The 19,113-nt window shown below is 62.4% G+C and carries 18 protein-coding genes and 1 tRNA gene; 2 read left to right on the top strand and 17 right to left on the bottom strand.

Translation table 11 applies throughout. The annotated features are described in order from the left end of the window. Nucleotides 1-9 precede the first annotated feature (9 nt). The 4 genes from argS to CI601_RS08160 all read right to left on the bottom strand — a co-directional run bounded on the left by argS (nucleotide 10) and on the right by CI601_RS08160 (nucleotide 4,418). A complete protein-coding gene (gene argS, locus CI601_RS08175) occupies nucleotides 10-1,767 on the bottom strand; it encodes an arginine--tRNA ligase (protein ID WP_121915033.1) in 1,758 nt (585 codons plus the stop codon). A 43-nt stretch (nucleotides 1,768-1,810) separates the two neighbouring features. Beyond that, nucleotides 1,811-2,200 carry a Rid family detoxifying hydrolase gene (locus CI601_RS08170; RefSeq protein ID WP_024626863.1) on the bottom strand — a complete coding sequence of 130 codons (390 nt, stop codon included), beginning with the start codon at nucleotides 2,198-2,200 and terminating at the stop codon, nucleotides 1,811-1,813. A gap of 103 nt (nucleotides 2,201-2,303) precedes the next feature. Continuing rightward, nucleotides 2,304-4,058 (bottom strand): pyruvate oxidase, encoded by a 1,755-nt coding sequence (spxB, locus tag CI601_RS08165; RefSeq protein WP_121915032.1) that lies wholly within the window; start codon nucleotides 4,056-4,058, stop codon nucleotides 2,304-2,306. 284 nt (nucleotides 4,059-4,342) lie between these two features. Beyond that, a tRNA-Arg gene (locus tag CI601_RS08160) sits at nucleotides 4,343-4,418 on the bottom strand. Between the two features lie 359 nt (nucleotides 4,419-4,777). Here CI601_RS08160 and CI601_RS08155 point away from each other — a divergent pair. Then, entirely contained in the window at nucleotides 4,778-5,419 is a 642-nt protein-coding gene (locus CI601_RS08155; protein WP_024626865.1) for a hypothetical protein, read from the top strand. A gap of 12 nt (nucleotides 5,420-5,431) precedes the next feature. Here the strand turns inward: CI601_RS08155 and CI601_RS08150 are convergent, their stop codons facing one another. The 3 genes from CI601_RS08150 to CI601_RS08140 all read right to left on the bottom strand — a co-directional run bounded on the left by CI601_RS08150 (nucleotide 5,432) and on the right by CI601_RS08140 (nucleotide 8,622). Further along, nucleotides 5,432-6,397, bottom strand: coding sequence for a tetratricopeptide repeat protein (locus CI601_RS08150; protein ID WP_121915030.1), 966 nt, complete (start codon nucleotides 6,395-6,397; stop codon nucleotides 5,432-5,434). 117 nt (nucleotides 6,398-6,514) lie between these two features. After that, nucleotides 6,515-7,546 (bottom strand): hypothetical protein, encoded by a 1,032-nt coding sequence (locus CI601_RS08145; protein ID WP_395948012.1) that lies wholly within the window; start codon nucleotides 7,544-7,546, stop codon nucleotides 6,515-6,517. Next, nucleotides 7,543-8,622, bottom strand: a complete 1,080-nt coding sequence (locus CI601_RS08140; protein ID WP_147437948.1) for a hypothetical protein — start codon at nucleotides 8,620-8,622, stop codon at nucleotides 7,543-7,545. Before CI601_RS08140 ends, CI601_RS08145 begins: the two co-directional genes overlap by 4 nt. 82 nt (nucleotides 8,623-8,704) lie before the next feature. Between CI601_RS08140 and CI601_RS08135 the strand changes: the two genes are divergently transcribed. After that, nucleotides 8,705-9,643 (top strand): FKBP-type peptidyl-prolyl cis-trans isomerase, encoded by a 939-nt coding sequence (locus CI601_RS08135; protein WP_183129816.1) that lies wholly within the window; start codon nucleotides 8,705-8,707, stop codon nucleotides 9,641-9,643. Nucleotides 9,644-9,737: 94 nt separating this feature from the next. Here CI601_RS08135 and CI601_RS08130 read toward each other — a convergent pair whose 3' ends face one another. The 10 genes from CI601_RS08130 to atpA form a co-directional block, all read right to left on the bottom strand. Next, on the bottom strand, nucleotides 9,738-10,649 hold the full coding sequence (locus tag CI601_RS08130) for a cysteine ABC transporter substrate-binding protein (RefSeq protein WP_024626870.1): 912 nt from the start codon (nucleotides 10,647-10,649) through the stop codon (nucleotides 9,738-9,740). An 86-nt stretch (nucleotides 10,650-10,735) separates the two neighbouring features. After that, nucleotides 10,736-11,608 (bottom strand): amino acid ABC transporter ATP-binding protein, encoded by an 873-nt coding sequence (locus CI601_RS08125; protein WP_121915027.1) that lies wholly within the window; start codon nucleotides 11,606-11,608, stop codon nucleotides 10,736-10,738. Further along, nucleotides 11,601-12,275: an amino acid ABC transporter permease gene (locus CI601_RS08120; protein ID WP_121915026.1), complete on the bottom strand. Its 675-nt coding sequence runs from the start codon at nucleotides 12,273-12,275 to the stop codon at nucleotides 11,601-11,603. The genes CI601_RS08125 and CI601_RS08120 overlap by 8 nt, the downstream gene beginning before the upstream one ends. Beyond that, nucleotides 12,262-12,915 carry an amino acid ABC transporter permease gene (locus tag CI601_RS08115; RefSeq protein ID WP_121915025.1) on the bottom strand — a complete coding sequence of 218 codons (654 nt, stop codon included), beginning with the start codon at nucleotides 12,913-12,915 and terminating at the stop codon, nucleotides 12,262-12,264. Before CI601_RS08115 ends, CI601_RS08120 begins: the two co-directional genes overlap by 14 nt. 396 nt (nucleotides 12,916-13,311) lie before the next feature. Then, complete coding sequence (gene nrdH / locus CI601_RS08110) at nucleotides 13,312-13,554, bottom strand: glutaredoxin-like protein NrdH (RefSeq protein ID WP_024626874.1); 243 nt, start codon at nucleotides 13,552-13,554, stop codon at nucleotides 13,312-13,314. 226 nt (nucleotides 13,555-13,780) lie between these two features. Then, nucleotides 13,781-14,584 carry an endonuclease NucS gene (gene nucS, locus CI601_RS08105; RefSeq protein ID WP_121915024.1) on the bottom strand — a complete coding sequence of 268 codons (804 nt, stop codon included), beginning with the start codon at nucleotides 14,582-14,584 and terminating at the stop codon, nucleotides 13,781-13,783. A 93-nt stretch (nucleotides 14,585-14,677) separates the two neighbouring features. Further along, on the bottom strand, nucleotides 14,678-14,974 hold the full coding sequence (locus CI601_RS08100; RefSeq protein WP_121915023.1) for a F0F1 ATP synthase subunit epsilon: 297 nt from the start codon (nucleotides 14,972-14,974) through the stop codon (nucleotides 14,678-14,680). Between the two features lie 2 nt (nucleotides 14,975-14,976). Continuing rightward, nucleotides 14,977-16,461, bottom strand: coding sequence for a F0F1 ATP synthase subunit beta (gene atpD / locus CI601_RS08095; RefSeq protein ID WP_024626877.1), 1,485 nt, complete (start codon nucleotides 16,459-16,461; stop codon nucleotides 14,977-14,979). Between the two features lie 8 nt (nucleotides 16,462-16,469). Beyond that, on the bottom strand, nucleotides 16,470-17,420 hold the full coding sequence (locus tag CI601_RS08090) for a F0F1 ATP synthase subunit gamma (protein WP_024626878.1): 951 nt from the start codon (nucleotides 17,418-17,420) through the stop codon (nucleotides 16,470-16,472). 3 nt (nucleotides 17,421-17,423) lie between these two features. After that, nucleotides 17,424-19,082 (bottom strand): F0F1 ATP synthase subunit alpha, encoded by a 1,659-nt coding sequence (gene atpA / locus CI601_RS08085; protein WP_121915022.1) that lies wholly within the window; start codon nucleotides 19,080-19,082, stop codon nucleotides 17,424-17,426. Nucleotides 19,083-19,113: the final 31 nt, after the last annotated feature.

The raw sequence follows: 19,113 nt of genomic DNA, 5'->3' as shown, positions 1-19,113 counted from the left end.
CTTAAGGGTTTACATACGGTCCGGAGCCTGGACGCCCAGCAGCCCCAGACCGTTGGCGATGACCTGCTGCACGGCATCATTGAGCCTCAGACGCGCCGCTGCCCGGGCCGGCTGTGGATTCCTATCCTCGTCCTGATCCAGATCCTCACGGCCGGTCGGCTCCATGGGCACCACGCGCTCCAGGTTGTACCAGCGGTGATAGACCCCCGCCAGCTGCTCCAGGTAGTGGGCCACCCGGTGGGGGGCCTTCTGGTCGCCGGCAGTCTGAACCACGTTGGGATAGAGGGCCAGGATGCCCAGAACCTCGTTATCGGCGGCAGTGTCCAGCAGGGACAGGTCGGCCGCGGACGGGTCGATGCCAGCCTGGGCTGCGTTCCGATCCACATTTTTCGAGCGGGCGTGCGCATACTGCACGTAGTAGACGGGGTTGTCATTGGTGTGCGAGGCCAGCAGGTCCAGGTCGATGTCCACGCTCTGGTTGTAGTCGGTGCGGGCCAGGGAGTACCGGGCGGCATCCACACCCACGGCATCCACCAGATCGTCGATGGTGACCACGTTGCCTGCCCGCTTGCTCATGCGCACGGCCTGACCGTCCTTGATGACGTTGACCAGCTGGCCGATCAGGATCTGCATGTTCACACCAGGGGTGTCCCCGAAGGCCGCGCAGATGGCCATCATCCGGCCGATGTAGCCGTGATGGTCGGCACCCAGCATGTAGATGGCCTCGTCGCAGGGATCCTTGGGCCTGCGCCGCTTATTCAGATAGTAGGCGATGTCGGCCGCCACATAGGCTGCGTGGCCGTCGGACTTGATGATCACCCGGTCCTTGTCGTCGCCGTAGGTTGTGGAGCGGAACCAGGTAGCCCCGTCCTTCTCGAAGATGTCGCCCTTGGCCCGCAGTTCGTCAATGGCCCGGTCCACCTGGCCGGACTCATACAGGCTGTTCTCATGGAACCAGACATCGAAATTGACCCGGAAGTCACGCATGGACTGCTGGATCTCGGCGAACATCATGGGCACAGCCCGCGTACGGAAGGCCTCGCGCTGGGGGCTGTCCCCCTCGGCGCCGTCCTCGTCGCGCACCCTGGGCATGGCCAGGATGTCCTGCCCCTGGTCGGCGGCCTCCTTGACCACCCGTGAGGCGATCTCATCAATGTAGGAGCCCTTGTAGCCGTCAGCAGGCACGGGCTCGCCGTGGGCCGCCGCCACCAGTGAGCGGGAGAAGCGGTCGATCTGCGTGCCGTGATCGTTGAAGTAATACTCCCTGACCACCTTGGCGCCGTTGGCCTCCAGGACCCGGGCCATGGAGTCGCCCACGGCCGCCCACCGCGTGCCGCCGATATGGATGGGACCCGTGGGGTTTGCCGAGACGAATTCCAGATTGAGCGTGCGCCCGCTCAGGTGATCGTTGCTTCCGTAGGCGGAGCCCGCCTCCAGGACCGCATCGACCACAGCAGCCGCCGAGGCCGAATCCAGGGTTATGTTGATGAAGCCTGGGCCGGCCACATCCACCTGGGCGATCCCGTCGGCCTCTCGCAGGGCCTCGGCCAGGGCCTGCCCCAGTTCCACAGGCCTCATGCCGGCCTTCTTGGCCAGCTGCATGGCGATGTTGGTGGACCAGTCCCCGTGGGAGCGATCCTTGGGGCGCATGACCGCCAGATGGTCGGCATCAGGAACCATGTCGGGCTCCAGGCTTCCCAAGCGGCCTGACTGGGCCATCTGGACGGCGGTCGAAGAGATGATACGGGCAAGTGCTTCAGGACTCATGCCCCCAAGTCTAGCGACGGCGACGACCAGCAGCCGGCCTGTCTCAGGCCAGAGCTACAACCTCGATCTCGACCAAGGCCCCCTTGGGGATGTCCGCGCCACCGAAAGCCACGCGGGCCGGCCGCACCGAACCGATGAAAACCTGGGAGTAGGCCTGGTCCACCTGGGTGAAATCCTCAACCCGCCGCATAAGAACAGTGGCCTTGACCACCTTTTCCATACCGCTGCCGGCTGCATCCAGGATGTTCTTGACATTCTTCAGGGCCTGGGTGGCCTGATCAGCCGCAGTGCCCTCCACCAGATCGCCGGTGTCCGGGTCGATGCCCAGCTGTCCGGAGACAAAGACAAAGCCCCCGGCCTTCACAGCCTGACTGTAAGCCCCCAAAGCCTGAGGCGCATATGGCGTACCGATCTCTTCTGGTCCATCTTCCATGGATCCGTCCTTTCTTCAGGTCCGCCGCACCCATGCCGGGCCGAAGCCCCGGGCGGACACCGTCCACTATAGGAGTGCCCGCCCGGCGCAAGCGGTACCCGTCTCAGCCCTTGCGAGCCTCCTGACCCATCCAGTAGGCCAGGGAGCGTAGATCGCCAGCCTCGTAGGTCTTGACGAATTGCTCGACCTGGTCCGGATCCGAGCAGGTCTCCGGGAACCGCATGTAACGGGTGTCCAGAGGGCTGGCCTTCGTCAGCTTGATGTCGATGACCGAAGACCTGTCGGCCTTACGAGCCTCGGAGAAGGCGTGACGGGCATCGTCCACTGTGCGCACGGTGAAGCCCAAGGCACCCATGCCCTCGCCGACCTTGGCCCAGTCGGTGTCGGGCAGGTCCACCCCGCTCAGGGGCTGATGGCTGTCGTCGCGCTGCTCGGCCTCGATGTAGCCCAAGGACTGGTTGGAGAAGACCACGTTGATGACCGGGGCATGGTACTTGAGCTGGGCCAGTACCTCCTCGCCGAGCATGGCGAATCCGCCGTCGCCGCTCAGGGAGTAAACAGTCGATTCCGGATGCTCCAGCTTGGCAGCCAAGGCGGCCGGCACGGCGTAGCCCATGGTGGCGTGCTTGCCGGAGACGGTCCAGCGGTTGGTGGGCTTCAGATGCAGCAGACGCAGGAAGTCGATGTCCACATTGCCCACGTCGGGGATGACAATGTCATTGTCCTCAAGCTGCTGATCGATGACGTGGAAGACAGGCTCGGGCCTCAGGGGCGTGCGGGTGTCCTCGTTGAAGGAGGCCAGCCACTGGTCCCAGTTCTCCTTGCTGCGCAGGCAGGCCCTGTAGAAGACGGACTCCTCCTGGTCCTGGCCGGCGGCGGTTATAGCCTTGAGTGCCTCGCGGGCATCGGCCTGGATGGCCAGGACCACATTGGCCTGGAAGCGCTTGCCCAGCTTGGCCGGATTCAGATCGATCTGGATGACCTTGGTGTTGGGAGTGACGAACATGGATCCGAAGGGGTTGTCCGAACCCACCCAGACCGTCAGATCCGAGGTGTAGATGGCCTCCGTAGCGGTCTTGGTGGCCACACGGCCGGCCGACTGCAGGTAGGCAGGATAGGTGTCCTCCACGATCCCCTTGGCCGGGAAGGTGGAGACCATGGGCATCTTGAAGCGCTCGGACATGGCGACCAGTTCATCACGGGCCCCGGCAGCGCCCTGGCCGAAGTAGAGCAGCGGCGCCTTGGCGGACTGAATGATCTCCACCGCCTTGCTGACCTGGTCGGCCGCGGGCTTCAGAGGCTCCGGCTTGCGGAAGTTAGGCGCAGATGCCACCGGGCGGTCATCGATCTCAGCCCAGGCCAGATCCTTGGGAATGATGACTACAGAAACCCCGTGGTTGGCATAGGCGCGGCGGATGGCCTCGTCCACCAGGGCCGGCAGCCCCTGGGCGTTGGTGGCAGCCCGAGCGAATACGGCCACATCGGTAAAGATAGGCACCTCGTCCATGGCCTGGAAGAAGTCCATGTTCATAAAGGCCTGCGGCACCTCGCCCACCAGGGCCAGCACCGGCACACCGTCCTCACGGGCATCGTAGAGGCCGTTGAGCAGGTGGACCGCCCCGGGACCCGACGAGCCGAAGCAGACACCAATCCGACCGGTCAGCTTGGCCTCACCGGCGGCGGCCAGGGCCCCGGCCTCCTCATGACGGACCTGGATGAAGTCGATGCGCTCGCGCTCGTTGTGGATGGCGTTCATCATGGAGTCGAAGGAACCGCCGGGCAGGCCATAGATGCGCGGCACCCCCCACTGCTCCAGAACGTGAAGGACAGCATCCCCTGCATTGATTCGATTGGCCATGTGAACTCCTTTGCTTCACCGGGGAAAGGAGGCTCCGCCACAACGCGGAAGCGTCGGTCCTCCCCGACGTTCGGTCTTACCCTTTCACTATGGCACCTGAGAACGAGGACACAAGCGGGCCAAGGGTCATGTTCCTCAAAAGCTTAGTGATTCACCACACATATCGTGACGTATCGCATGCGCTTATTTCATCCAGTGAGTGCCATGATCATAATCCCGGACATAATGACAGACGGGAGTCATATATAAAAAAACCTGTGCCTTTGACCGCAAGGATTTCATCTTGGTGGGCTCGAAGGGATTCGAACCCTCGACCTTCTGTTCCGGAGACAGACGCTCTATCCGCTGAGCTACGAACCCGACAGCCACTTTCCAGTGGACAACAGAGACCATACTAGGACACTTTGCGCATTTTCGCACCCATGCGCGTCCTCACGTGTCGGTCCAGCTCCCCCTGTTCCCGGCGTGTTGCCCCAAGATTTCAGGCGTTTCGTAGGTATTGTGATGGCATGGCTTCGTGTCACCGCCCCGGTTGCGCCATTGCATCCTCATGCGGTGGCGCGAAGCCGCCAACATTCCCGGATGATCTTCTCTCGGGATGATTCACACTCTAGTTCCTTCACCCGGCCATCACAAGCGACCTTCACATACCTGGACAACTCGAATGGGCTGTGGACGGCAAATGGTGGCCGCACCCGGCCTACCGTACCATGGGATGCATGGCCATGAATGAGGACGAGAACGAGGATGATTTCGAGTTCGAACGCAGATTCTTCTGCCGAAACCTTCCCCGGGAGCTGCTCGGGGAGAGTCGACCTACCCTGATCGTACAGAGCTACTACGTACATGAGGACAACTTCGCCCTGCGTGTGCGTCTGCAGGGCCAGGTGGACCCGGTGGTGCCCATGACGACCCGAACCGATGCCCTCCACACCCTGCTTGAGGAAGGCGACCACTTCGAGGCTGCCTCAATGACCGCCAAGGGACCTTCCGTCGGCGGCACACGCTACGAGGCCGAAAGGGCCATCGATCCGGGCATCGCCCTGGAGCTGATCCTGCGAGGCGGCATTCCCATCGTCAAGAACCGGTATGGAGTCTGGCTGGACGAGGACTGGTGGAACCTGGATGTCTTTGGGGACGGAAACGCACCCTTGGTGGTGGCCGAGGTGGAGCGGACCGGGCCAGTGACCGACCTGACCATTCCCGATTTTTGCGCCACGGAGATCACCGATGACCCAAGATTCTCCAACGATGGGCTGGCCGACCATCCCTTCGGCGACTGGGCGACCAACTTCGACCGGGAGCTGAAAGCCAGCGGACCGCGCTTCCTGACCAACTTCGACCAAAACCGAGATTCCTGACCCAGGAGCGGTTCAGTACATCAGCGTGGAAAGACGGCGGCGGGCCTTGGCCAGCCGAGGATCGGTCGGCTCAGGAATGACGAAGTACTCCAGCAGACGGCGGCGGATGGGATCGGTCTGATCCCGGTGCCCGGCCAGAAAGTCCAGCAGGCGATCGAAGGCATCCTGGATCTGGCCGCCGATCATATCCACATCGGCCACATCCAACTGGGCCTGCAGGTCGTCAGGGGCATCGGCAGCCGCCTGACGGACCTTGCGAACATCGGCCGTGGCTGAACGGGCCATCAGCAGGCACTTGGCCTGTTCCCGCTTGGCCAGATCGTCGGTCGCGTCGGCCTGGACCAGCTTGCCATAGGCTTCGGCCGCAGCTGCATAGTCGCCCTCCTGAGCCAGCCGGTGGGCCTCTTGATGGGCAGGAGGGATGGCATCAGCCGCCGCCTGGCCGGTTTGCTCATCTTGGCCCTGGTCGTTGGTCTCCTGGTAGGGGGCACTGCCGGTGATGCCGGCCTTCTGCGCCATCTGAACCACCTGCGGGATGAGCTGATCGGTGATCTGGTTCATCTCCTCATCGGTGGGCAGCCCCTGCAGGATTGGCATGGGTCGGCCTGCCAGCAGGGCAAAGAGGGCCGGCGCGCCCTGCACCTGGAAGGTCTGGGCGATCTGCGGATTGGAGGCGATGTCGATGCGGGAGAGCTGAATGCGCCCCTCCTGGGCATTGACGGCCTGGGCCAAACGGGTGGCCAGGGGGAAGAGACGGTCGTCGGTGGGGACCCAGAGCAGGACCAGAATGGGGAAGGTAGCTGAGGTCTGAACCATAGCCTGGAAGCTGGCCTCCGTGGTATCGATCACGTAGCCGCCGGCAGCGGGTGCGCCTCCCTGCTGGCCTGGCTGAGCATCGACCTGATGCTTGAGCGCGCCCAGGTCGACCGCTCCTGCCAGCGAGACACCCGGCTGCCCCTGCCCGTTCTTGTTCGCCATGTCAGTCCTCCTAAACCTGGCGGCTGCCGACTGCAGCTTCGGCCCGCCCTCGATTGCATACTCCTGGAAGCCAATCTAGTCCACGGATCGGGCGTTCACCCAGCGCAATCCCGCCCTTCAGACCGCTTCCACCTTGATGGGTTCACGCTCGGCGCCCACGGCCCTGATGGGCTCATGCGAGTCCGCTGAAGGTATATAAAGGGCGATCACGTTGACGTAGGTGACCTTCATGGTGCTTGTGGGCTTGCCCTGTCCGAAGAGGGCCTTCTCGGCATCCGAGGCCGGCGAGGACTCGCGGCCCTCACCCGCCTGCCTGATCCAGACCGAATCGATCCGGGCCACGACCAGATCGCCTCCATCGGAGGAGTGCATGACCCGCAGCTGCCCTTGTGCCGGGGTGAAGGTCTGCGACTGGCTGCCCTTGTTGGCTTCGATCCCCTGCTGAACCACCTGAGTCAGCGTGCCCAAAGAGTTGCGGAAGTCATCCTGGGCGAACTCCTTGGCATACTTGCTGCCCTGGGGATTCTGCAGGAGGTCGGCATAACGGCGCACGGCCTCCACCGGCGTAGCCTTGAGACCCTGATCGTCGCCCTGCCCCATCCTGGCGCCAATGGTGGCCACCGGGAACTTGGGCAGCTGGGCCCCCTGGAAGAGCCGGGCCACCCCCCAGAGCTTGTAGTTCTCATGGGCGGACTCCTGGTCCAGAACCAAGAGGCGCTTGGACTGCTGATCCTGTGTGGTGGTGGTAATCGAAAAGACCGAGCGCGGCCAGCCCGGATCGCCGGGGATGACCGTCTGAGCGATGGTGGTAGGGATGGTCGTCTTGGGATCCAGCTGCCCGGTGGCCTGGGCAATGGTCAGTTCGCTGGTGCGGATCTCCAGCTGGGGGCCGCTGACCCGCTGATCCAGCCCGGCCGGATCCTTGGCCTCGTTGGCCTGGTCCAGAACAGCCCCGATGCTCTTGCGTATGCGGGCCTCCTGGGCAGGGGTCAGATTGGGCTCAGGGGCGGTGGTCGCGGTGCTCTGAGGCTCGGTCCGGCGAGCTTGGGGAACCTGCCCCTCGCAGGCAGACAGTCCAGGCAGGAGGATCAAGATCAAGGCCAGTGCCGCTGCAGCCGCCACCTTGTTCATCGGCTTATTCATACTCATCGGCGCTCCTCCTCCCCTTCGTGGGCAAGCCTGGCCAGGTAAGAGGCCATCTCCTGGCTGCTGATGACCCTGGTGGACGATACATCGTCGGCTCCCCGATCACCGCTGATAGTGCGGCCGTCACTATCTTCCTGTTGGTCGGCGACCAGATTCCGATTGCGCGGATCAATCACCACGGGCGGCCTGGGCGGGGGACCTGGATCCCCCTGTCGCGCCTGGCCGCGGGCATGACGCCGACGCCGACCCGAGGTCGAGCTACGCCGTTGCCCAAGCCCAGGCAGAATGGCGCTTCCCAGGGCCTGGGCCACACTGACCTCGGGAGTTTCCTCAGACTCCTGCTCGGGCTCGGACTGCTTGCGGCGCTTGGCCGGCTCCATGGCGAAGACCGTAGCCGAAAGAACGGCCAGCAGGGCCAGCAGCCCACCGGCGAAGTAGAAGGGCATGGCAAAATTAGGCAGCTTGTCCCGCTGCCAGAGCATCTCCAGCCCCAGGGAACGGGAGCCCTGGGGGACCGCCACCAGCAGGACGGCCTGCGGGTCGTCAGTCTTCAGAGACATCGACACGCTGCTGTCAGAACAGGCAACCTGTTTCCACATGTCCGAATCCTGAAAGGCCACGCCCTGATCATGTTTGACGGCCTTGCCTGGGCTGGTGTCCCTGCCAACGGAGAGGGTCTGCCAATCATCCAGGCCACGCACCCGGGCCACATCCTGCCCGGCCGTCCAGCCGGCCGCATCTTTAGCCGTGGTCAGGGCCATGCAGATGGTCGGCTTCTGCGACTTATGCGCTGTGGACCCGGAGGCCCCGGTAGAAGCCGCATCCACACGCATGGTCACCCTGCTGTCCACCAAGGGAAGCACACCTGGATCGGTCACCACATAGGCTGCCTTCGTACGCGCATGCGCATCCACGTGGGCCGAAGGCTTCCAGACCGTGGCGTTCATAATGCCCAGCACAATGGCGGCCACAGCCAGCAGTCCGAAGATGGGGGTGACGATGCCGCGCATGATCATGCTGTGACGCGAGGGCTTGTCAGGCCGCGTCATCTCATCGGTTTCTTCGGGTACTTGCTCCATATTATCGACATTCTACCGTCGGCTCCCTATGATCTGGTTTCCGGCACCGGGAAATCACCCATAAGCCCTAAACTGGTCTTCTATGACCATCATCGCAAAACAATCAGGCAGCAAGCGTCTGCTGGGCGCCATGACCGCTCTGGCCCTATGCCTTGGACTGTCGGCCTGCGGCGGGAATTCTGACGGGGACGGGCACTCGGGCGATACCATGCAGGGCGTATCAGCCAGCGGCAAACCTGGCAGCAAGCCCGACATCAGCTTCAAGACTCCCTTCAAGGTCGAGAACCAGACCCATCAGGTCATCCAGAAGGGCGATGGCGAGGTCATCCGCGACGGGGATCGCGTATGCACCAGGAGCCTGGCCCTGGATGCAAAAACCGGCAAGGTGATCAACTCCACCTGGGACAAGAGCAGCCCGGAGTGCTCCATCGTCATCAACAAGAAATCCATCCCGGCATATTATGACACCTTCAAAGGCCTCAAGGTCAACTCCACCGTGGCCGTGGGCATCGATGAGTCAAGCTCCGGCAGCAGCAGTCAGGCGACCAGCTCCTATATCATGGCCTTGACCTTCGTCTCTCGGTCCAAGAACCTGACCCGCGCCGAGGGTCAGAAGGTGACCGACCTGCCCAGCGACCTGCCCAAGATCAGCCTTGACAACAAGGGCAAACCCTCCCTGGATCTCAACGGCTACCAGCCCAAGGGAGGACTGGTCGTCCAGCCCCTAATCAAAGGCAAGGGGGCCAAGGTCGGCCAGCATCAGAGCGTCAGCGCCAACTACACCGGCTGGCTGGCCTCCGACGGCAAGCAGTTCGACTCCTCCTGGGACCGGGGGCAGGCCAGCGACTTCAGCCTGGACCAGGTGGTCAAGGGCTGGCAGCAGGGTCTGGCCGGCCAGACGGTGGGCTCTCAGGTTCTTCTGATAGTTCCGCCCGAACTGGGCTATGGCAGCCAGCAACAGCAGAAGATCCCGGCCAACTCGACCCTGATTTTCGTGGTTGACATCCTGGCCGCCTACTGACCTGTCAATCCACCAACTCAGGCAAATAGGGGCCCGTGCTCATCCAAATGCGACTGGATGGGCACGGGCCCCTGTCATAAGCGAGACGACCAGTTCAGTCCTTGCCGCCTTCGACTACGATCTCGTCGGGGTTGGCCGCACTGCCGTAGACCGGCTCCAGGGTCTTGCGGTAGTCCTCATGGAAGAACTGCTCCTGGCCCAGCTTGACCAGCTCCTTGTTGATGTAGTCCAGCAGGGGCTTGTTCCCCTTGCGCACAGCCGGGGCGATGACCGCCTCGTCCCCGAGCTTGGTGATACCCACCGAGAAGCCCTTGTTGGCCTTGGCCCAGGCCAGCACCTCGGTGTTGTCTGTACTCATAGCATCGCCACGGTGGTCCAACAGAGCGTTGTAGGCATCGGCGTACTGGTCGTACTTCTGCAGCTTGACCTTAGGGTAGTGCTGCTCGAAGTAAGGCTCAGCCGTTGTCCCCTTGGCGATGATCAAAGTCTTGCCCTCCAGATCCTTCACATCTTTGATCAATGCTGAATCCGGGGAGACCACACCCAGAAAGACCTTCATATAGGGCTTGGCGAAGTCCACCTTGCGAGCGCGATCATCAGTGACGGTGAAGTTGGCCAGAACCACGTCCACCTTGTTGCTGGACAGCACATCCACACGGGCGGCCGGGTCCACCGAGGTGTATTCGGGCTTGACGCCCAGGTCCTTGGCCAGGCGCTCGGCCAGTACCACGTCGTAGCCCTGGTTCTTGCCGTCCTTGTCCACGTAGCCGAATGGGGCCTTGTCGGTGAAGACCGCCACCTTGAGCTTCCCGGACTTGGTGATCTGCTCCGGAGTGCGCGCAGACCCGGATGCTGCCGAGGAGCCGGAGTTGCTTGCCGAGCCGCTTCCAGCGTCACTGGGGGTGGCCGCCGAAGGGCCGCAGGCCGCTATGGAAGCCATCATCGCGATCGTCGCCCCCGTGGCCAGCGCCGCCCGTATCAATCGGTTCATTACCCTTGCGGTCATGATCCCTCTTTTCCTGTTCTCTTTCCTATGGCCGCCCCTGGGGACGGTTCCGGCGAAGGCCGCCGGACGAATATGCGAAGTCCTCATCAGGACTTCTGATCCTGCTCCTGATCCCGCCTGCGCTCATAAGTGAAGGTGGACAGGAAACGTTGGGCCCGGTCAGTGGCCGGGTGAGTGAAGAAGGCCTCCGGGTCGTCGGACTGCTCGACCAGGGTGCCTCCATCCAGGAGGACGATATGGTCGGCAATGCCCCTGGCGAAGGCCATCTCATGGGTGACGATCATCATGGTCAGCCCCTGGTCGGCCAGCTCCAGAATGACCTGGAGGACCTCGCGTACCATCTCTGGATCCAGAGCCGCGGTCACCTCATCGAAGAGCATGATCTCGGGATGGAGGATGAGCGCCCGGCAGATGGCCACCCTTTGCCGCTGACCGCCCGAGAGCTGGCTAGGCCAGGCATCACGACGGTCGGCCAGACCCACTCGGTCCAGCAGCCCCAGAGCCTCCTGCCGTGCCTGATCCCGCTTGCGCTTCTGGACCAGGACGGGCGCCAGGGTCACGTTGTCCAGAACAGTCCTGTTGGGGAAGAGGTCGTAGCTCTGGAAGACCATGCCGATCCTGGTGCGCAGGTCAGAGCTGCGGGTGCCTGACATCAGGCCGCCAGAACCTCCGCTGTGCTTACCCAGGGGATGACCGGTCTCCACCACCTGACCATCCAGAAGAATCCGGCCACCCTGTATGGGCTCCAATCCGGCTATGGTCCGCAGCAGGGTGGATTTGCCTGAGCCCGAGGGGCCCAGGACCACAAAGACCTTGCCCTTGGGCACCTGGAAGGAGATGTCATTGAGCACAGGGCTCTGCGCCTGCGGATACTGCTTGACCAGGTGCTCGACGGTCAGCACCGCCCCTTCCTCCTGGTCATCCTGTGGCTGATTCGCCGTCGTTTGCCCCTCAGTCATGGGCCCACCTCTTTTCCAGATGCCGGGCCACCAGGGACAGGGGCCAGCAGATGAAGAAATACATGAAGAAGATCACCCCGTAGATCCACAGGGTCGCCTGGGGGTAGGCGAAGCGGTTGGCATCGATGATCTGCTGGCCTACCTTGATGACCTCGATGACGCCCAGCAGGGCGGCCAGAGAGGTGGTCTTGACGATCCTGGTGGCCAGGTTGACGCTTGCCGGCAGCAGTCGGCGCAGGGCCTGGGGAAGGATGATCCTGGAGAAGGTCTGCCATGAACTCAGTCCCAGCACGTAGGCCGACTCCACCTGGGTGCGGGGAATGGACTCCAGGGCCCCGCGGACCAGGTCGCCCAGCTCGGCCCCACCCCAGAGCACGAAGACCAGCAGGCAGGCACCGGTGGCATCCAGATTCAGGTTCCATGCCTTGGACAGCCCATAGAAGGCGATGAAGAGCAGGGCCAGCTGGGGCATGATGCGGATGAAATCCAGATAGACCCTCATCAGGAAGCGGATCAGGCGGTTGCGCCGGGTCATCAGCCACCCGACTACCAACCCCAGGGGCAGGGAGAGCAGGACCGAGACGCCGGCTATCCAGACGGTCACCCAGAGCCCCTGGAAGAGCCTGGGCATGACCCCTGGCTGGAAGAGCACCTCAACGCCGTGCATAGTCGAACCTCCGCTCAAGAACGGTTCCGATGACGGAGATGGGCAGCAGGATGACCAGGTAGGTGACGATGAGCAGGGTCAGCGACTCGTAGGTGTCGTAGGAGGTGCCCATGAGGTCCTTGGTGACGTACATGACATCGGCCAGAGCGATGGCCGAGACCACCGAGGACTCCTTGATCAGGAAGATGATGTTGGCTACCACGCCCGGTATGGCGCTGCTCAGGGCCTGGGGCAGCACGATCCTCGACAGCGTTTGCCCACGCGTGAATCCCAGGACGCGGGCTGACTCGATCTGCACCTGAGGCACAGCCTCGAACCCACCGCGCATGGCCTCGGCCATGTAGGAACCGCCCAGGAAGGCCAGCCCGACGATGGCGCAAGTCTGGGCGCTCCAGTTGACCCCGAGCTTGGGCAACCCAAAATAGAGAAAGTAGAGCTGAACCAGGAGCGGGGTGTTTCTTGACAGCTCGATATATACCCTTGCCAACTGCGAGAGCAGGGGGATCCTGAAGACCTCCAACCCGGCGCAGACCAGCCCGATCAGCATGGAGAACACCACGCCAAAGAAGGAGATGAAGACCGTTACATAGGCCGCATTGACGAAGAAGTGCAGATTCTGCGCCATGAAAGTCCAATTCATGCCCTCACCTCCCTACTTGCCTTCGTCCTGTTCATCGTCTCCTCTTCACTGCTGCTCGCCCGCTTCCCGCCCACTGCGGCATACAGTCGACAATCCTAGAGAACGCGAGCCGTCTTTCTTTGCTTTTCGATATACGAATACCGGATACCGCGTTATCATCCGCTCTCACAACCACCCGGACGGCGATTCATCATGAGACTGGAGCCATACAGCAACTGGACAGTGCGGGCGGGGTGGCCCTAGCCGGCAAAGACTGGCCGATACCTGCAGATCTTGCCTACCTGGCATCTACCAACCAAGTAGGCGCACACTGTGTTTTCGATCAACCCTACTGCTCACCAAGCTAACAAAAAAGCCCGGTCCACATATCCGTGAACCGGGCTCCGAGCGCCTTGATCAGGCAAAAACCTTGGCGCTCTGTGCTGCCTTCCTGATCAGATCGGGGCGATACCCGCTCCACGTCTCCTGGTCAGTGACTACGATGGGGGTCTGCTTGAATCCCTGGGCGATGAACTGGTCGATCAAGGTCTGATCCTCGGTCAAATCCACCTGCTCGAATTCCAGCCCCTGCTTGGTCAACTGACGCTTGGTGGCATCACACTGGGGACAGTGCGCCTTGGTGTAGACCGTGATGGACATAATCGCCTCTCCCTTACATGTAGCCGTGATGTTCCAAGCTCTATAGCCCTCTTCTTGGAACCTGATGATTGCACTCTACACAATCCCAGGCGCGAGCACAATACCACTTGTAGTGGCGTGTCAGGCCGTCAACCCCAATATCTAGTAGCCTTTCAAGTCTTGTGGATCTAAGAGAGCATATATGTGAGCTATCTTACATACATGTTATTTATGGCCGAAAACTGCCTTAGAAGAGGGTCAGTTCATCGCTGTCGGCGCCCTTCATGGCCTCGTAGTCCAGAATCAGACACTCGAATCCCCTGTCCTCGGCAAGGACTCTGGCCTGGGGGGTGATGGTCTGGGCCGCAAAGATTCCACGGACAGGGGCCAGCAGGGGGTCGCGGTTGAGCAGGCGGCAGTAGCGGGTCAGCTGTTCCACCCCGTCAATGCCGCCATGCCGCTTGATCTCGATGGCCACATGCCGCCCCTGGCCGTCCACGGCCATGATGTCCACTGGGCCGATGGGCGTGGGATACTCCCGGCGCACCAGGGTGGCTCCCGGGCCGATACGGTCGATCTGTTCAGCCAGATAACGCTGCAGATGCGCTTCCACGCCGTCCTTGACCAAGCCCGGATCCGTCCCCAGGTCGTAGCTGTCGTCGGCATAGACCTGGTAGAGCCTGATGGTGAGCACATCGCTGGATTTTACGGCCGAAACACGCAGAACCTTATGGACAGGCCGAGTCTGGTCCTGATCCTGCTCCTGGGCGATCAGCGCATCGGGCGCAGCAGCTTCGGCTACCTCATCCGGTCCGGTCCCGGCGACGGGATCAGCCTTGGTGCCCGCGCCGTCTTTGCCTGCCTCCTCGGGTTCGATCTCCCTGATGGTGCAGGGGGCGCACATCCAGTTCAGGGGCTTGTAGGAGCCCAGCTCCGAGAAGATCAGACAACTCATGTCGGCCTTGATCAGCAGGACGCGCCTGGCCGGCGGCAGGCTGGCGTTGAGACGCCCGGAGTATTCGGCGGAGCAGTCGGCAACAATGATTCGCACAGATGCCAATATATCAGCCGCTGTTCCGGGCCAAGAAGAAAGAAAAAAGCCCAGCCAATGCAGGAGCACCAGCCGGGCGGAAGAGGAAGGAGGTCAGGACTGCTGTCCCTGATGAGCGTCCTCCAGGTAGTGGTCCACGGCCACAGTCAGCTTGTTGCTGTCGAAGGAGGCGAATCCATTGTCCACATGGAAGGACTGACGACCGCCATCGGTGGCCTGAACCCGGATGTTGCCCTCCTGCAGCAGGGCCAGCACCGGTTCGTGGTCGGGCATGATGCCCATGGACCCCTGGGTGCCGGGCACGGTGACCGACCGCGCCTGACCCGACCAGATGGGCCTGTCCGCCGAGACGATGTTGACCTGCATGGAGGCCTTGCCCGTGTCCGCCATGATTACCGGTATTCCTTCTGCATATCGTGCCACTTGTGCTCAAGGTCGTCGATGCCGCCGATGCCGGAGAAGGCCTGCTCGGGCACGTCGTCGTATGCGCCGTCGCAGATGCGGGTGAAGGCCTCGATGGTCTCATCCGCAGGCACGTAGGAACCCTTGCGACCGGTGAACTTCTCGGCCACGTAGAAGTTCTGGCCCAGGAACTGCTCGATCTTGCGGGCGCGGTTGACGGTGGTCTTGTCCTCCTCGCCCAGCTCGTCGATGCCGATCAGGGCGATGATGTCCTGGAGCTCCTTGTTCCTCTGCAGGATGGCCTTGACCCGGTTGGCGCAGTCGTAATGTGCCTGCCCCACGTAGCGCGGATCCAGAATCCTGGAGGTGGATGCCAGCGGGTCCACAGCCGGATAGATGCCCTGGGAGGCGATGTCACGGCTGAGCTCGGTGGTGGCGTCCAAGTGGGCGAAGGTGGTCGCAGGTGCCGGGTCGGTGTAATCATCGGCCGGCACGTAGATGGCCTGCAGGGAGGTGATGGAGTGGCCCCTGGTGGAGGTGATCCTCTCCTGCAGGGCGCCCATCTCGTCGGCCAGGTTGGGCTGGTAGCCCACGGCCGAGGGCATGCGGCCCAGCAGGGTGGAGACCTCGGAACCGGCCTGGGTGAACCGGAAGATGTTGTCGATGAAGAGCAACACATCCTGATTCTCCACGTCGCGGAAGTACTCCGACATGGTCAGGGCGGTCAGGGGCACACGCAGACGGGTCCCCGGAGGCTCGTCCATCTGGCCGAAGACCAGTGCGGTCTTCTCCAGCACCCCAGCTTCATCCATTTCGCCGATCAGGTCGTTGCCCTCACGGGTACGCTCGCCCACGCCTGCGAAGACCGAGACGCCGCCGTGGTTCTGTGCCACGCGCTGGATCATCTCCTGGATGAGCACGGTCTTGCCCACGCCTGCGCCGCCGAACAGACCGATCTTGCCGCCCTCCACATAGGGGGTCAGCAGGTCGATGACCTTGATGCCGGTTTCGAACATCTGGGTCTTGGACTCCAGCTGATCGAAGGCAGGCGGGTTGCGATGGATGGGCCACCGCTCGGTGACCTTGATCTGCTCACCCTCCTTCTTGTTAAGGATGTTGCCGGCCACATCGAAGACGTGCCCCTTGGTCACGTCGCCCACGGGCACCATGATGGGCCCGCCTGTATCAGTAACGGTGGCGCCACGAACCAGGCCGTCGGTGGGCTTCAGGGCCACGGTGCGGACCGTGGAATCACCCAGGTGCTGCTCCACCTCCAGCATGATGGTGGTCAGCGACTCGCCCTCGGTGTTCGAGGACTTGCTCAGGTCCACGGTCAGGGCATTGTAGATGTCCGGCAGATGACCTGCCGGGAACTCCACATCGATGACCGAACCCTGGACTCGGGTGACGCGCCCCTTGGAGGCCGAATCCGGCTTGCGGCTCGCTGTGGTCGGCTGTTCTTGCTGTGCAACCATTGGCGTTCCTACTCTTCCTCTTTGTTGAGCGCATCGGCGCTGCCGACGATCTCGGTAAGTTCCTGCGTGATGGCCGCCTGACGGGTGGCATTCAGCTTGCGGGTCAGGTCGTCGATCAATCCCCTGGCATTGTCAGTAGCGGTGTGCATGGCGTTCTGCCTGCTGGCGGTCTCCGAGGCAGCCGAGGTCAACAAGCATTCATGGATGCGCGACTGAATGTACTTGGGCAGAACGGCATCCAGCACCTCCTGGGGGCTGGGCTCAAAGTCGTAGAGGGCCGCGTAGCGGTCGCCCTGACGTCCATGCTCGTCGTCCGGCACGGGGGCATCAATGGCCTCCTCGGGCTGCTCCTGGTCAGGCCTGATCAGCTCCAGGGGCAGCATGCGCAGCACCCGAACCTTCTGCACCACCATGTTGATGAATTCAGTGAAGACGATGTAGAGCTCGGAGACGCCTCCCTTGGCCGCTGGAGTCATATAGGTGTCCAGCAGTGCCTGGGAGATTTCCCTGGCTACATCCACACCGGGCCGATCGCTGTGGCCCTCCCAGGTCTTGACGATGCTGCGGTTGCGGTAGCGGTAGTAGGAGACGCCGCGGCGACCGTAGACGAAGAGCTGAGGCTGTCGGCCCTGTTGGTCCAGACGGGCCAGCAACGACTCCGTCTCGCGGATGACCGAGGAGGTATAGGCCCCGGCCATGCCACGGTCGGCTGTCAGCGCCAGCACGGCCACACGCGGATTCTTCTCGTCCTTCCTGACAATGGGATGGCGGATGTCGTCCGTGTGGGCCACCAGAGCCTGGACTGCATCGAAGATCGCATCGGAGTAAGGCTTCGCGTCCATGGCCACGGTCCTGGCCTTGGCGATGTGCGAGGAGGCTATCATCTCCTGGGCATTGAAAATCTTCTCCAATGCCGAAGTGGAAGCGATCCTTGACTTGAATGCGAGTTGTGAGGCCATGGTCTACCGCTTCCCGGCCTTGCCGCCGCTCTTGCCGTCGGCCACCAGCTTCTCCTGCTGGACGTCCACCGGTTGTTCCTGCTCCTGGTCGGCCTGGTGGCCATCCAGAGTCTGGCCCTTGTGGGTCACGAAGGTCTTGGCGAACTCGTCCACGGCCTTGTCCAGGGCCTTTTCGGTATCGTCAGTGAAGTCCTCCGTGTCACGGATGGTCTTGAGGATGTCCGTGTTGTGATCCAGATAGTCCAGAAGTCCGGACTCGAAGGGCAGCACGTCCTCCAGATCCAGATCATCCAGCTTGCCGTGGGTGCCGATCCAGACGGAAACAACCTGCTTCTCCATGGAGTAGGGCGTGAACTGGGGCTGCTTGAGCAGCTCGGTCAGCCTGGCGCCACGGGTCAGCTGGGCCTTGGAGGCCGCATCCAGATCCGAGGCGAACATGGCGAAGGACTGCAGAGAGCGGTACTGGGCCAGGGAGATCTTCAGTGTCGAGGAAACCTTCTTCAGGGCCTTGGTCTGTGCGGCGCCACCCACTCGGGAGACGGAGATGCCCACATCGACGGCAGGACGCTGGTTGGCGTTGAAGAGGTCGGACTGCAGGAAGATCTGACCGTCGGTGATGGAGATCACGTTGGTCGGAATGTAGGCCGAGACATCATTGGCCTTGGTCTCGATGATGGGCAGACCGGTCATGGACCCGCCACCCAGATCATCAGAGAGCTTCGCGCAGCGCTCCAGCAGACGCGAATGCAGGTAGAAGACGTCGCCAGGATAGGCCTCACGCCCCGGCGGACGACGCAGCAGCAGGGAGATGGACCGGTAGGCCTCGGCCTGCTTGCTCAGGTCGTCAAAGACGATCAGGACGTGCTTGCCGCCGTACATCCAGTGCTGGCCGATGGCCGAACCGGTGTAGGGGGCTATGTACTTGAAGCCTGCGGAATCGGAAGCCGGGGAGGCCACGATGGTGGTGTACTCCATGGCGCCGGCCTCTTCCAGGGAGGAACGAACCGAAGCGATGGTGGTGCCCTTCTGGCCGATGGCCACGTAGATGCACCGCACCTGCTTCTTGGGGTCTCCGGACTCCCAGTTGCGCTTCTGATTAATGATGGTGTCGATGGCGATAGCCGTCTTGCCGGTTTGCCGGTCACCGATGATCAGCTGACGCTGACCGCGGCCGATGGGAGTCATAGCATCGATGGCCTTGATACCAGTGGCCAGGGGCTCGTCGACGGGATGCCTGTGCATGACATCGGGAGCCTGCGCCTCCAGGATTCTGCGGCCCTCGCTCTTGATTTCACCCAAGCCGTCGATGGGTTCGCCCAGGGGGTTGACTGTACGCCCCAGATAACCGTCGCCGACGGGCACCGAAAGCACCTCGCCGGTCCTGTGGACTTCCTGGCCCTCTTCGACACCTGCGAAGTCGCCCAGGATGACCACGCCGATCTCTCGGGCGTCCAGGTTGAAGGCCAGTCCCAGCGTGCCGTCCTCGAAGGTCAGCAGCTCGTTGGCCATGCAACCAGGCAGTCCCTCCACATGCGCAATGCCGTCACCGGCCGTACGGACATAGCCCACCTCCTGGGTGGGGGTGTCCGTCGGCTTGTAGGACTCGACGAACTGGTCGAGCGCCTTGCGCACCACGGCGGGATCAATGGTCATTTCTGCCATGATCACTCCTTATTTCTGTTCTTGTTCAAGT

It is taken from the genome of Bifidobacterium sp. wkB344 (assembly GCF_003688305.1).
Lineage (GTDB): Bacteria > Actinomycetota > Actinomycetes > Actinomycetales > Bifidobacteriaceae > Bombiscardovia > Bombiscardovia mizhiensis.
The sequence above is the reverse complement of the archived record's forward strand: the minus strand, read 5'-3'. Positions and strand labels throughout refer to the sequence as shown.

Coding starts and splice junctions, on each gene's coding strand:
- atpD (WP_024626877.1), bottom strand. CDS start 16,461: ATGGTTGCACAGCAAGAACAGCCGACCACAGCGAGCCGCAAGCCGGAT.
- CI601_RS08150 (WP_121915030.1), bottom strand. CDS start 6,397: ATGGCGAACAAGAACGGGCAGGGGCAGCCGGGTGTCTCGCTGGCAGGA.
- argS (WP_121915033.1), bottom strand. CDS start 1,767: ATGAGTCCTGAAGCACTTGCCCGTATCATCTCTTCGACCGCCGTCCAG.
- CI601_RS08115 (WP_121915025.1), bottom strand. CDS start 12,915: ATGAATTGGACTTTCATGGCGCAGAATCTGCACTTCTTCGTCAATGCG.
- spxB (WP_121915032.1), bottom strand. CDS start 4,058: ATGGCCAATCGAATCAATGCAGGGGATGCTGTCCTTCACGTTCTGGAG.
- CI601_RS08130 (WP_024626870.1), bottom strand. CDS start 10,649: ATGACCGCAAGGGTAATGAACCGATTGATACGGGCGGCGCTGGCCACG.
- CI601_RS08120 (WP_121915026.1), bottom strand. CDS start 12,275: ATGCACGGCGTTGAGGTGCTCTTCCAGCCAGGGGTCATGCCCAGGCTC.
- CI601_RS08145 (WP_395948012.1), bottom strand. CDS start 7,546: ATGAGTATGAATAAGCCGATGAACAAGGTGGCGGCTGCAGCGGCACTG.
- nrdH (WP_024626874.1), bottom strand. CDS start 13,554: ATGTCCATCACGGTCTACACCAAGGCGCACTGTCCCCAGTGTGATGCC.
- CI601_RS08140 (WP_147437948.1), bottom strand. CDS start 8,622: ATGGAGCAAGTACCCGAAGAAACCGATGAGATGACGCGGCCTGACAAG.
- CI601_RS08135 (WP_183129816.1), top strand. CDS start 8,705: ATGACCATCATCGCAAAACAATCAGGCAGCAAGCGTCTGCTGGGCGCC.
- CI601_RS08090 (WP_024626878.1), bottom strand. CDS start 17,420: ATGGCCTCACAACTCGCATTCAAGTCAAGGATCGCTTCCACTTCGGCA.
- CI601_RS08125 (WP_121915027.1), bottom strand. CDS start 11,608: ATGACTGAGGGGCAAACGACGGCGAATCAGCCACAGGATGACCAGGAG.
- CI601_RS08170 (WP_024626863.1), bottom strand. CDS start 2,200: ATGGAAGATGGACCAGAAGAGATCGGTACGCCATATGCGCCTCAGGCT.
- CI601_RS08100 (WP_121915023.1), bottom strand. CDS start 14,974: ATGGCGGACACGGGCAAGGCCTCCATGCAGGTCAACATCGTCTCGGCG.
- atpA (WP_121915022.1), bottom strand. CDS start 19,082: ATGGCAGAAATGACCATTGATCCCGCCGTGGTGCGCAAGGCGCTCGAC.
- CI601_RS08155 (WP_024626865.1), top strand. CDS start 4,778: ATGGCCATGAATGAGGACGAGAACGAGGATGATTTCGAGTTCGAACGC.